This is a genomic window from Paraburkholderia terricola, from assembly GCF_900142195.1.
Taxonomy (GTDB): Bacteria; Pseudomonadota; Gammaproteobacteria; order Burkholderiales; family Burkholderiaceae; genus Paraburkholderia; species Paraburkholderia terricola.
The window spans coordinates 155,052-167,829 of sequence record NZ_FRAB01000010.1 but is presented as its reverse complement, the minus strand read 5'-3'; the positions used below and the strand labels follow the sequence as shown (position 1 = coordinate 167,829).

9 protein-coding genes are annotated in these 12,778 nt (G+C 60.6%); 7 read left to right on the top strand and 2 right to left on the bottom strand.

The genetic code is table 11. From position 1 onward, the window contains the following. Positions 1 to 731 precede the first annotated feature (731 nt). From BUE39_RS11555 to BUE39_RS11540, 4 genes are all read left to right on the top strand, one after another. Entirely contained in the window at positions 732 to 1,154 is a 423-nt protein-coding gene (locus BUE39_RS11555) for a DUF2844 domain-containing protein (protein WP_073428788.1), read from the top strand. Positions 1,155 to 1,164: 10 nt separating this feature from the next. After that, complete coding sequence (locus BUE39_RS11550) at positions 1,165 to 2,445, top strand: DUF3443 domain-containing protein (protein WP_073428787.1); 1,281 nt, start codon at positions 1,165 to 1,167, stop codon at positions 2,443 to 2,445. A gap of 819 nt (positions 2,446 to 3,264) precedes the next feature. Further along, a complete protein-coding gene (locus BUE39_RS11545) occupies positions 3,265 to 5,517 on the top strand; it encodes a YjbH domain-containing protein (protein ID WP_235004860.1) in 2,253 nt (750 codons plus the stop codon). Positions 5,518 to 5,653: 136 nt separating this feature from the next. Continuing rightward, positions 5,654 to 6,385, top strand: a complete 732-nt coding sequence (locus tag BUE39_RS11540; RefSeq protein ID WP_073428786.1) for a hypothetical protein — start codon at positions 5,654 to 5,656, stop codon at positions 6,383 to 6,385. 74 nt (positions 6,386 to 6,459) lie between these two features. On the opposite strand, the gene BUE39_RS11535 is transcribed toward BUE39_RS11540, so the two are convergent. Further along, positions 6,460 to 6,978 (bottom strand): hypothetical protein, encoded by a 519-nt coding sequence (locus BUE39_RS11535; protein ID WP_073428785.1) that lies wholly within the window; start codon positions 6,976 to 6,978, stop codon positions 6,460 to 6,462. 135 nt (positions 6,979 to 7,113) lie between these two features. Then, the gene (locus BUE39_RS11530; RefSeq protein WP_159442554.1) at positions 7,114 to 7,557 is read right to left on the bottom strand and encodes a VirK family protein; all 444 of its coding nucleotides are present in this window, start codon (positions 7,555 to 7,557) and stop codon (positions 7,114 to 7,116) included. 278 nt (positions 7,558 to 7,835) lie between these two features. Here BUE39_RS11530 and mqo point away from each other — a divergent pair, with 278 nt between their 5' ends. The 3 genes from mqo (at position 7,836) to BUE39_RS11515 (ending at position 12,775) form a co-directional block, all read left to right on the top strand. Continuing rightward, positions 7,836 to 9,539 carry a malate dehydrogenase (quinone) gene (mqo, locus tag BUE39_RS11525; RefSeq protein ID WP_073428784.1) on the top strand — a complete coding sequence of 568 codons (1,704 nt, stop codon included), beginning with the start codon at positions 7,836 to 7,838 and terminating at the stop codon, positions 9,537 to 9,539. A 30-nt stretch (positions 9,540 to 9,569) separates the two neighbouring features. After that, on the top strand, positions 9,570 to 10,067 hold the full coding sequence (locus BUE39_RS11520) for a lipocalin-like domain-containing protein (protein ID WP_090518751.1): 498 nt from the start codon (positions 9,570 to 9,572) through the stop codon (positions 10,065 to 10,067). A 773-nt stretch (positions 10,068 to 10,840) separates the two neighbouring features. Further along, complete coding sequence (locus tag BUE39_RS11515) at positions 10,841 to 12,775, top strand: putative bifunctional diguanylate cyclase/phosphodiesterase (RefSeq protein WP_073428782.1); 1,935 nt, start codon at positions 10,841 to 10,843, stop codon at positions 12,773 to 12,775. Positions 12,776 to 12,778: the final 3 nt, after the last annotated feature.

Sequence of the window (12,778 nt, the reverse complement as noted above, 5' to 3'; positions counted from 1 at the left end):
AAAAGCCTGCCACCCGAGGGAGCGGCAGGCCAGAAAGATCGAGGGTGGGGTTGCCTCCAGGAGGCGTCCCTCGAAGACCGAAGCGGAGTTTAGTCTACGGAAGCGGTCGGCGGATGGCGGTGGCGGATTGGATCAAGCTGTTGACCGAACTGGACCCGACATGTGTTGGTGAAAGCGTTTCGCTGGCGCAAGCGGCCCGTCGACGAAGCTCGCGGAATCAAAAAGACCTGCGTCCGCGTAAAGGGTCCATGCGGTATCTCCAACCAGATCGCGGATGTTGGCGACGTCGGCGGCCCCCATCGCGTCTCAATGTTGAAACAGGTTTTGCGGCACGTCACTTCCTGTTCGTTTCCGCCTCGCCGCGCCTGAACATTCGACGGACCCCCGCGTCAGCGCTCGTGCGCGCTGGAGGTGCGACTGTCAGCAGCGCCATGCCCCCCTTTGAAAGACGCGCATTTCCAACCAGATCGTCCCCCACGCGTGTAACGGTTGCGAAACATCGGGAGCCTTTCCAGCATTCGCCGGCAGCAGTGGAGCAACGCTGTTTGTCGCGTAGCAAGCGTTTGCGCCCTGATGGCACAGTCGTTGCAGTATGAGATTCACGATCAAACCATGAAAGACCGACAAGTGGTTTGCATTAGATATTAATTAAAGAGGGTGAGAACGGCCGATCCGGCTGTTTTCAGGGGGGACTCGTGAAAACGATATATCGGACTGGCATTGCTTGCGCAATGCTTGTGGCGACTTGCGCCTTGTCTTTATCCGCGCACGCCACGCTTGGCGAGAAGGTCAGCAGCGTAGGCGGCGACCAGGTTCGAATGCGTGCCACCGCACACAGCGTCGCTTCGCGGATCGCATACACCGTGCATTTGATTACGCTGCCGTCCGGCACCGTGGTGCGCGAGTATGTCGCGGGGAACGGAATCGTATTCGGCGTCGCCTGGGAAGGACCGACCTTGCCTGATCTGAAGGCCACGCTGGGTGAAGCTTTCGATCGATACGTCGCCGCCACCGCGATGCGCCGGACAACCCCGCTCGCCGTCTCGACCGATGCCCTGGTGGTCTTCTCGGCCGGCCATTTACGTGCATTCGCGGGCTACGCGTATTTGCCGCAAGCGGTCCCGGCTGGCGTCGACGCCAGCGTCATTCAATAGCGGGGCAATCATGCGCGATCCGGATTCGCTCCCTAGCTCAGGTCCGCTTCTCAAGTTGCTCGCGGCCACATTGCTCGCGGTGTTAATGGCAGGATGCGGGGGAGGCGGCGGCGGCGGCGGGAGCAGCAATTCATCCAGCGCAACGGCGCCAGCGCAGTCGCTCACGAGTACACCGCCCGCGTCGCAACTGCCGGCATCTAACACCACCTCGGTGACCGTCGATTTCGGCGTGATCGGTGTGCCGAATATGCCCTTCGTCAGCATCACGCTGTGCGTGCCGGGCACGACGCAGTGTCAAACCATCGATCACGTCCAGGTCGACACCGGCTCGTCGGGGCTGCGCGTGTTCGCCTCGCAACTGCCGCCCTCGTTGGTACTGCCGCGGCAGAAGGACGGTGCGGGCAATCTGCTCGCCGAATGCATGCAGTTCTTCGATGGTTATACGTGGGGTTCGGTACAGCTTGCCGATGTACTGATCGGCGGTGAAAAAGCGGCGTCGCTGCCCATTCAGGTAATCGACCCGAACTACGGCGCGATACCGTCCGACTGCAGCAGTCTCGGCGCGTCACGCAACTCACCCGTGAGTCTCGCAGCCAACGGAGTGCTCGGCATTGGCGTGTTCAAGCGCGATTGCGGGCCGGCTTGCGTGCGCAGTGCCGTGCCGGCGACCTATTACGGCTGCGTGGAAAACACTTGCACGTCGATCGCGGTCGCCGAAAACCTGCAGGTTGGCAATCCGATTCCCTACTTCGCGACCAATAACAACGGTTCGATCTTGACGTTGCCGGCTGCGTCGCCGAGCGGCGAAACCTCGCTTACCGGGCAACTGGTGTTCGGCATTGGTACGCAGAGCAATAACGGCTTGGGCAGTGCGCAGGTGATCGGGCTCAGTCCGTCCAACGGCACGTTCAGAACGGTGTTGAATGGCACGAGCTATTCGAGGGGCATGATGGACAGCGGCTCGAACGGGCTATTCTTTCAAACCAGCGCGCTGCCTGTCTGCGCGAGTCCGAACGACTTGTATTATTGCCCCTTATCCACCCAGCAATTAAGCGCGATGATTGAAGGTGTAAATGGCACGACGAGCGCTGTCTCGTTTGCCGTCGGCAATGCCGCGGAGCTCAAGCTGAGTCGCGGCGGCAATTCAGTGATGCCGCTGCTCGCCGGTCCGGCATTCGTCTCCTCGACGATCTTCGTTTGGGGCATGCCATTCTTCTACGGGCGTAGCGTCTATGCCGCTGTCGAGCAACAACCGACGCCCGGCGGAGCGGGTCCCTATATCGCGTATTGAGAGACGCCGCGATCATCTGGCGTCTTGCGGCGGATCGATCATTCAATGCCGATACCTGGTTGGCTCGATTGAATACCTTCAAGAACTAAAAAAACCAATTAGCATTCCACCGATTACCTGTACACGCGACGCAACGATGCGCCGCCCTCACGCATGACTGCATTCGCCAACATTGGGTCTCATTCGGACACGCGGTGTCGAAAGTTTTAATTGTTCTATAGGATCGACTCTGATGACGAAAGCGCTTCAGTGTGAAGTTCCAGACAGTTAAACGATAAAGATGTGATGCGGGCGGCAGATCGGGAAGCAGGGGCGAGTGGCGGGCGGCGCTTGAATCTTTTTGCAGAAGCGCTTCGTTGCAATCGTGCAATCGTGCGTGAAGCAAGTCTGCGGTGGTGAGCAGGTGTTGCGGGCCGATGGGCTGCCGCCGCGCTCAACGCAAGGCAACTGCGAATCGAAAAGGGCGGCGTGCCGATACGAAGACCGCCTTGCCGCTGCTCGCCGTCATTAGATGCGCCGGAACGCTCATGGCGACCTTCCACCTTGCCAGCAGGGTCTGCCCGACACCGCTCATGCGGATTCCGTTGGTGCTTCATGCGGGCACCGCATCTTCCCAGCCCGTACAGCATTTGTCTATTTGCAGAGCAACAGTCGCGCGAGGCTGGGTTGCACGCTTTCGTGCGTGCTGACGAAATTCTCTGATGCGTCGAGAGAAGCTGATTGTGTGGAGAAGTCCAGGGAGTCGATCGGTCCTGTCATGTGATCCCTGTTTGGTTAAACCATCCGTCAACGGCTTCATCACAAAAGGGACTGTGGACATTGCGCGCATATCGACCTCAATTCGCGCCGCAAGCGCTGGCACTCGGCGCGGCACTGGCATTTTCGGCGTCGGCGCATGCTGTCGACCCGGCACTGAACTCGCTCGGCCAGGCAGGCGGCCTGGTGATTCCGTATGCGTTCCCATTGCCGGAGGGGGTCGGCGAAGGACAGTTCAACAACTACATCGACCCCCGGTACGGTGCGCGCGCGACGGGTTCCCAGATCTACTGGGGGGCGGTTGGGCTCTTTCCGTATGTCGAGGTGGCCGGTGGGCTGGCGAACTATCCGGCGGAGGTGTCGTCGCGATTCGCCGGACAGGACCATATCGTCCTTCGTCATTTGATGGCCGATGTCAAATTGACCGTGCCGAAGTTCTTCAAATATCAACCGGCCATTGCGTTCGGCATGGTCGACGTCGGCGGTCAAACCCATTTCTTTCGCTCGAAGTATGGCGCGGTATCGCAACCGTTCGGGCCGCTCAACCTGACAGTCGGCTATGGACAAGGCGACCGGCTCGATGGCCCGTTTGGCGGCGCCCAGTTGTCGCTTTGGCACACGGGACTCTCGCTGCTGGCGGAACACGACTCGAAGACGCCCTACGTAGGCATGCGCTATCAGTCGCCCCGCATCAGTTGGCTGGCGGATGCCAACGTGATTGCCACGATAATGCGCGCGGTCAGATCGACAGATGGCGTGTCGCCGCGCACGTCGATCTCGGTCGGGATTCAGATACCGTTCGGCAAGCGGTTCAGTTCGGAGCGCTGCGCAGACGGTCTGTGCGACGGAACCAGCGCTCCGGTTCAACAGGCGCAAACGGACCCAGGCGCGAGCGAAGCGATCGCGTCGCATGACGTGCAGCCGCATTACGAGCCAGAGACGGCGGACCAGGCGCATCCGCTTGCGGGAGAGGCGGTTCCATTTGCGCCGCCGTCGCGATCCTACGCGTCTGTCGTCATGGCGAATGCAGCGGCTGCGGTGTCCGCTAAGGACGCGCCGGCTATCTCCGAGCCGCTGGACGCTTCCGCGCTCGATTCGATTGCCGCGCAGCTCTTTGCCGCAGGCCTCGAACGCGTGCGCGTGGGGATCAGCGGCCGGGATCTCATCGTCGAATACGAGAACCACCGGTACAACCAGAACGAGGCTGACGCGCTTGGCATCGTGCTGGGCGTGGCGAGCATCAATGCACCGCATGGCATCGAGCGAGTACGCGCGGTCGTCAAGAAGGCCAATGAGCCGCTCGCCGATATCGCCGTCGATCGTGAAGCGTACCAGCAGTTCCTCGCCGGTGGATCGCCCACGGCGGCGAGCGCATCGATGACGATGCGAACGCGACCGACTTACGACGCGGACTCGATTGCATGGCACGGCGACGATCGGCGTCATGGTCTTACGCGCATTCAGATCTCGCCCGTGACGAGTTATCTCTATGGCACCGAGTACGGCAACTTCGATATTTCGTTCGGGGCGAATATTCAAGGATTCGTGCCGCTCTGGCGGGGCGCTGAACTGTACGCAAGCTACATCGCACCGTTGTACAACACGAAGAACATGGACAACGGCCGGGTGTTCAGCCAATACCGTCTGCGCGGCGGGCTGGCCACCGCGGCGTTGGCACAAAGTTTCTGGATCATGCCGGGGGTGCTGAACGTGGCCGCCGTAGGCCGGTTCAACTACCGCTACGTCGGCATCGAGAACGAAACGACTGCATTCGTCCCCGGCCGCCCGGACCTCGTGCGACTACGCCTCGCGTATCTACGCCAGCAACCGGGTGAAGATTCGCTGCCGCACCAGGAAAACGCAATGCTCACCTACCGATGGGTTCAGCCATCGTGGAACCTATGGATCGAGGCCGGGGTGGCGCGCTATGTGGGGGGCGACAAGGGTCCCCTGATCACGCTGACCCGCTGGTTCGACGATGTCTCCGTGAGTGTGCATGGCGAACACAGCGGCCGGGCCAGCTTCGTGGGTGCAAGCATCAGCTTCCCGCTCACGCCGCGTCAAGGTATGAAGCCGGGCATTACCCAGGTCGATGGGCCCCAGTCGTTTGCATTGGATTTCCGCACGCGCGTTGGATCGACCAACTACCTCTCGCCCGGTGTCACGCAGAACCTCGGTTTTCCCTATAGCACCGGACAATTTCTGCTGAACCAGGGACGTTTTAGCGCGGCCTATTTTTCGACGCAGATGTATCGCATGCGTGACGCGTACGTCCGTTATGCGCGACCGGACGACAGGCCGTCGAAGCAGGATTGACATGGCGAGCCAACCGGTTCTTCCACTGCCACAGAAAGCGCCGCGGGTTGTTTGCGAAGCCAGTTTGCAGGAAGTAGCGACAGTGCAGGCTTATCCGCCTGTGAAATTGTGAGTGACTTTCTCTCGGAGAGAAACCATGAAGCTAGTTAACACCCGCGCGTGGCGCGCGTTGCAGCTTGGATCGATTGTGCTTGCGAGCGGCGTGCTCGTTGCATGTGGAGGCGGCGGCGATTCGCCGACTGCCACGATCAAGGGAACGGCGGCGGTCGGCGATCCGGTGGCCAACGGGGCGATCCGGATAAGCTGCAAGAACGGCTCCAGTAACGTGACTTCCGATTCGAACGGAGCATTTTCGAGTACCTTCCACTTCGACGGTCCATGTCTGCTGACGGTCACAAGTGGCTCGATCTCCCTCAATTCATTTGCCATCGCCGCGGGCACTTATAACATCACGCCGCTTACCCAACTGCTTCTGACCTACCTGGCCGGACAGCTCGGCACGACGCTCAATGGTTTGATTAGCGGCATTACGACCAATTCGACTTACCAGAGCGCACTGACGAATAGCACGGTAATAACGAATGCCGAGAACGCGGTGGCGCAACTGATAAAGAGTCTGTATGGCGTGACGTTGTCCACGAATTCGTTCTTGACTGTGTCGTTCACGCCGGGCCAACCCGGGGCGGACGCGGATCTCGACGCGCTGCTGGCCGCCGGAGCGATTACGAATAATGGTCAGCCTGTCGCATCGCTCGCCACCGCGGCGCTTGCCGCTGGCGCGGCAGCACCCATTTCGGGCGGCGGCGGCTCACCTACGCCGACTGGCGGTACGGGTGGCACGGGCGGCACAGGCGGAACGGGGACGTAGCCAGCTTCCTCGGCGGAGGCCGGCAGGTTCATTCCGATTGGAGTCGTTCAATCAGGAGGGCCTGCGGGTGACGTTTATTGCGCGTCGAAAGGCAACAAGAAACCGACGCCGCCTTGTCCTGCCATGTCGAAGTACAGCCTCCCGGGCGGATGCCTATCCACGATCCCGAACGCGCCAGTGGGATTAAAGAAGATCGTATGGGCCACGAGGCGGATGCATATCGATCCGTCCGGATAATGCACGGCTGACTCGTCAGTCAATTCTGGCACGCTCCAGTTGTCGAGACTCGCCCGTGCCATTGCCTTGATGATTTCGTCGCGCGCCTCCTCCGAACTCGATGGCGAAGGATTGATCTGGCCGAGTTCATGGCGCAAGCGATGAAGCCGCTGCCGCGTCTGCAGTGCGCGCATGAGCTTTGGCCGGTCCATCGAGGACGGCTTGCGGTGCGCGGCTGTCGACTTCAAGTCGTCCAGACCTTGACCGATCCTTGCCTTGAGATGCGCTGACGACCGTGTAGCCGTTTCCTCGGGGGTTTCTGCTGTTAGGGAATCAGTCAGCGCCTGGGTGCCGCTTCCCGCCAATACCTTCGACATGGTGAATTCTTAGCTACCGTTGCATACGCTATGGCGCGGTCCCTACGCGGCCACGCGGAGGAGGCGGCGAGGCCGGCCGCTTCCCTGGGCGTTCGGGCGCCGCGAACGGACCCGAAACGCACATCGTCGAACCGTCTAGTGACGTTCCGTGAAAAACGCGACGCCTTGATTAACCGCGCACGCGTAGTTGATCTCCGGCATTAGCCGGCTATACGACGGCAGGGAAAACAGGTCGGTCGAAAACGCAATGGTCTGGTCGGGCTTCACGCGATAGCGGATAAATTGCCAGATCGGCTGACCGCTGGAATCGACCGTGGCGTGTTCGTCGGCAAAGCTGAGGGTGCCGTCCGGGGTGATTCGGAAAGCATTGATCTTCAGGCCGCCGCGCGTGGTGCCGGGAGAAGTCGTGGTGCCTGTAGGGGCGCACTTCGTCAGGTCGACCGTTACGGATACGTCAGCGCCCCGGTTCAGGGCGTTTTCCACATCGTCCAGGCTGGATAGCTGGACGGTCTGCCCGGCATGCGCAGAGAGAGTGGGAGCGATGAGCGACAGCACGACAAGCAGCTTCTTCAAGTTCAAGATAAGGACCTCGCAATCGGAATGGATGAAACGAATTGGCGATGATTCGGCTGTAAACGAACTTCTTTGGCCCGGGAGAGGATGGTTGAGAGTGGGCGTCGCCGAAGAGTTTACGGTGCGCTTCATCGTCGAGTGTCACGCTAAACAGAACCGGTGTCCTCGAAAACGAATAAACCATTTTCTGTTTCGCCACCGGCTCACTCCTTTCGTCCCATCGAGGCCGCGCATCTCATCCATGCCGCTACGATGCGCAACTCATCATTAAGAGAGAGTGCGTCATGGGTAGCCGATTCCACAGTAACTTGCCGTCGATACGAGTACTTTTATCGGGGCTCGTTATTTCCGTGGCGGCACTGTCCGCGCATGCCGCCGAGATCAAAAAGGTCGACGTGCTGCTGGTCGGCGGCGGCATCATGAGTTCGACGCTCGGCATCTGGCTTCGTGAACTCGAACCCGAATGGTCGATGATGATGGTCGAGCGACTCGACGGCGTGGCGCAGGAAAGCTCGAACGGCTGGAACAATGCGGGCACAGGGCATTCGGCGCTCGCCGAGCTCAACTACACGCCGGAGAAACCGGACGGCGAGATCGACATTTCGAAAGCCGTCGAAATCAACGAGGCGTTTCAGGTATCGCGGCAGTTCTGGTCATGGCAAGTCAGAAACGGCGTACTTGGAAACCCCCATTCGTTCATCAATTCGACGCCGCATCTGAGCTTTGTGTGGGGCGACGACAATGTGCGTTACCTCAGGAAGCGCTACGACGCGCTGCAGGCAAGTCCGCTATTTCGCGGGATGAAGTATTCCGAAGACGTCGAGCAGATCAAGCAGTGGGTGCCGCTGATGATGGAAGGCCGCGATCCGCAGCAGAAGGTCGCGGCGACCTGGTCCCCGGTGGGTACAGACGTGAACTTCGGCGAGATCACGCGTCAGTTCATCGGCTACCTGCAAAGCCAGCCTAATTTCAGTCTGTCGCTGTCCAGCGAGGTTCGAAGCATCACGCGCAACGGTGACGGCAGTTGGCGGGTGTCGTATGTGACAACCCATTCCGATGGCCCGCAACACGACGTCGACGCGAAATTTGTGTTCATCGGCGCAGGCGGCGGTGCGCTGAAACTGCTACAGGCATCCGGCATTCCCGAGGCCAGGGACTATGCCGGGTTCCCCGTCGGTGGCTCGTTCCTCGTGACGGAAAATCCCGAGGTCGTGAATCGGCACCTGGCGAAGGCCTACGGCAAGGCGTCCGTGGGTTCGCCGCCGATGTCGGTTCCTCACCTCGACACACGGATCATCGACGGCAAGAAAATCATTCTGTTCGGCCCCTTCGCGACCTTCTCGACGAAGTTCCTGAAGAATGGCTCATACCTCGATCTTCTGAAAAGCACTAACACGAACAACGTCATGCCGATGGCGCACGTGGGCATCGATGAGTTTCCACTGGTCGAATACCTGGCGGGCCAGCTCATGCTCTCGGACGAAGACCGCTTCAATGCGTTGAAGGCGTACTTTCCTCTGGCGAAGAAGGAAGACTGGCGCCTATGGCAAGCAGGACAGCGCGTGCAGATCATCAAGCGCGATAGCGCGAAAGGCGGTGTGCTGAAACTCGGTACGGAGATCGTCAGTTCGAAAGACGGCAGCATTGCCGGCCTGCTCGGCGCGTCGCCTGGCGCATCGACTGCGGCGCCGATCATGCTCGGCGTGCTGGAGCAGGTGTTCAAGGACAAGGTCGCCACGCCGTCGTGGCAGGCCAGGATTCGGCAGATCGTCCCGAGCTACGGCACGAAACTCAATGACAGTCCGGCGAAGGTCCATGAGGAATGGACGTACACCAGCGCCGCGTTGCAACTCGCGCCACCGCCTGCGATCGACCTCGCGGCGAAGCCCGCATTAAAGCCCGCTTCAAAGCCGGATTCAACACCCGCCTTAAAGCCCGATGCCGCCGCACCGCACGCCGCCAAGGCCGCAGCTGACGTGGCGCTATAAATCACAGCAAGCGCTCATAAGAGGTAAATGATGAAATCATGGTCGATGGCGGCTGTCGCCGTCCTTATCTCCATCGCAGGTGCGTCCGGCGCGGCGCGGGCAGAACCGTCCACACTGTCGGGCTCGTGGCATCTGATTTCCTACGAGGTCGAATCGAAGGACACCGGCGGCAAGATCCCGGCGATGGGCGAGCATCCGAGCGGTCGAGTGATTTTCGCGGCCGACCATCGTGTCGCGTTCGTATTGACCGGCGACGGTCGCAAGGTAGGCAAGAGCGACGCGGAGAAGGCGGCCCTCCTGAATAGCCTCGTGGCCTACACCGGCGTCGAGCGTACCGAAAACAATCAGTGGTGCACCAACGTCGAGGCGGCCTGGAACCCCGAGTGGGTCGGCACGACGCAGTGTCGTGAATTCCATCTCGCCGGCGACCGCCTGGAAGTGCTGACGCCGTGGCGGCAGATGCCGAACTGGCCCGGCACGACACGGTCGATTATTACTTTCGAGCGCGACAGATCGATCACGCCATGATCGGTTGTAGTGAAGCAGCGGCGCCGTCTCCGCCTTCACCGCATGACGCATTCCGATGAGCAACGCGAGTCAACGGCCCCTCACTTTATTTGCGTCCTTGTTCGATCGTTTGATTATCGGATGGTCGAGCGCGGACCGCTATTCATTAGCCGCCCCCGTGACCGCGCTTGACACGTCTTTCTGACAGGCGCAGCGTTAATGCTGCATTGCAATAACCAAAATTCAAGTCGAAGCCGGCACATCGGAACGGGTCAATGGCAGGGGGCGCTCACGGGTCGAAGACCTAATTTTTCAAAGTCTCCTGCGAGGCGAATCATGTTCAAAACCGCGGTGCTTTCTAGCATCTTCGTTGTATTGGCGGCTCCGACGCTGAGCTATTCACAGGCGGTAGTCACCGAGTCGCGCGTCATTGCCGTCACGGTCAGTGACTCGCGGCCGGCAAGCGTGGACGACGGCACGTCCGGTCGGCCGACCACGTCATCTCCGGCCGCGCGAGCGGTACATGTCGACTACGAAAGCGCATGCGATGGCCGTATGCACCGAGTGCAAGTCGACATGCGCGGTTCCATAGACGGCGGCGCACGATGCGGAGCCTTTCCAAGCTGAAGCCATTTTTGCAGGGCGGTCGAACCACTGCCCTGCAATTCCGCATTCATCGCGGTGCGTGAAGTCCCTTAGCATCTTCGCGGAGCGAAACCCACCTCAGGTCTAATGTTTACGTAATAATTGCTGCGCACCATTTCGACTCACTAACCGTCAAAGATGCGCAGGTCATGGCTTTCAGCGAACCAAGGTCTCCATTTTTCAAGTGGGTCGTTTCTTCCGCCCAGCATCTGAGCGCGGACAACCGGCAAATATTGCTGGCCAATCTATTCACGCGAACCGCGTCCATCGTCTTCGCGTCGATTTGCGAAATCAGCGTCTGCGTTACCGCTTACTACCTTTATCCCACTGCGCTTTATGCGGCGTGGGGCAGCGCCGTTGTCGCGTTGCTGACAGCGCGTCTGCTGTTGATCTGGCTATGCTGCCGGCGCAGCGCCGAAGGGCGACCCACGCCCACGTCCGCGTTTCTGTTCGCGAGCCTGCTGTGGAGCGCGCTATTCGGCTACGGTGCTTTTTTGTGCAATACCAGCGGAGACCAGACGCTCTTTCTACTCGGCAACGTTTGCGCGGTGGGCGTGATCGGCGGGCTAGCCGGACGCAATGCCGGCATACCGCGGCTCGTGTTGCTGCAGATCAGCTTCATTCTCGGGCTATTAGGTTTAGGCGCGGCGCTTTCGCCCGGCTCCGGCAAACTGGTGCTGTTATTTCAGGCGCCCTTTTGCGCCGCCGGTTTTTTTGCGGTCGCACTGCGCAGCAATCGCGACACGGTCGCGTTGCTTCTCGCGCGCGAAAACAGTCATCGCCTTGCCCGCCAGGACAGCCTGACCGGCCTGCCCAATCGCGCGCGCGTCAATGAACTGCTGCTGGAGCGCACGGAAGCGGACCCGTTGCGCCAGAATCAATCGTTTGCCGTTCTGCTGATCGATCTGGACGGTTTCAAGGCCATCAATGACAGTCTCGGCCACGCCGCGGGCGATCGGATTCTGCAGGAAGTCGCGATTCGATTGCGCGACGTCCTGCCGGAAGGCGATGTGGTCGGACGCCTGGCGGGCGATGAATTCGTGGCGATTTGCGGCACGACTGGCGAGGCCCGCGACATACGTCTGCTGGGCGATCGCGTCGTGAAAGAACTGGCGCGCCCATTCACGTTGAGCGACGCGCTGGTGCATATCGGCGCGAGCGTGGGCGTCTCGCGCTATCCCGAACATGCACGAACAGGCCCGCAACTGCTGATTTGCGCCGATCGCGCGTTGTACGCGGTCAAGCGTAGCGGCAAGAGCGCGTTCACCCTCTTCGACGCCGAGAAGCACGTATCCGACGAAAGCCTGAGCCTTTTGCGAAGCGATCTGGAGGGCGCGCTGAGGTCGTTGACCGGTTTGCGCATGGAGTATCAGCCGATCGTCGATCTCGGCAACGGTGCGATTTCCGGCCGCGAGGCGCTGATGCGGTGGACGCACCCGACTCGCGGCGAACTCGCACCGTCGGCGTTCATTCCCACCGCCGAACGTACCGGGCTCATCCTCGCATTGGGCGAATGGGCGCTGTTGCAGTCATGCAAGGAAGCGGCGACATGGCGCGACCGCGTGCCGGTCGCCGTCAACGTATCGCCGGTGCAGTTGCGCGAGGAAACGTTCGCATCGAGCGTGGCTGCGATTCTTCGCAAGACGAGGCTCTCGCCCACGCGCCTGAATATCGAGGTCACGGAAACCGTGCTGTTGAGCGACGATACCGTCACTCGCCGCAACGTCGCGAGGCTGCGCGCGTTGGGTATCGGACTCGCGCTCGACGATTTCGGCACCGGTTTTTCGACTATGTCGACGCTGGTGCGTTTCTCGTTCGACAAGCTGAAGATCGACAGCTCGTTCGTCAAGGAGTCCGCGCATCGACGCGAATCCGCCGCGGTGGTGCGCGGGATCGTGGCCCTCGCGCGAGAAATCGGCATGCCCACCACGGCCGAAGGCATCGAGACACAGGAGCAACTGGATTTCGTGCGCGCGTGCGGATGCACGCACGCTCAGGGTTTTCTTCTCGGCAGGCCGGTACGCAGCAGCGAGATTGCGCAGATCGAGGAAAAAATCGCCGCCCATTCCGCCAATAAGGCTTGAGCG

Bases quoted from the DNA above. Each gene is read 5' to 3' on its own strand.
- BUE39_RS11555 (WP_073428788.1), top strand. From the start codon at position 732: ATGCTTGTGGCGACTTGCGCCTTGTCTTTATCCGCGCACGCCACGCTT.
- BUE39_RS11550 (WP_073428787.1), top strand. From the start codon at position 1,165: ATGCGCGATCCGGATTCGCTCCCTAGCTCAGGTCCGCTTCTCAAGTTG.
- BUE39_RS11540 (WP_073428786.1), top strand. From the start codon at position 5,654: ATGAAGCTAGTTAACACCCGCGCGTGGCGCGCGTTGCAGCTTGGATCG.
- BUE39_RS11535 (WP_073428785.1), bottom strand. From the start codon at position 6,978: ATGTCGAAGGTATTGGCGGGAAGCGGCACCCAGGCGCTGACTGATTCC.
- mqo (WP_073428784.1), top strand. From the start codon at position 7,836: ATGGGTAGCCGATTCCACAGTAACTTGCCGTCGATACGAGTACTTTTA.
- BUE39_RS11520 (WP_090518751.1), top strand. From the start codon at position 9,570: ATGAAATCATGGTCGATGGCGGCTGTCGCCGTCCTTATCTCCATCGCA.
- BUE39_RS11515 (WP_073428782.1), top strand. From the start codon at position 10,841: ATGGCTTTCAGCGAACCAAGGTCTCCATTTTTCAAGTGGGTCGTTTCT.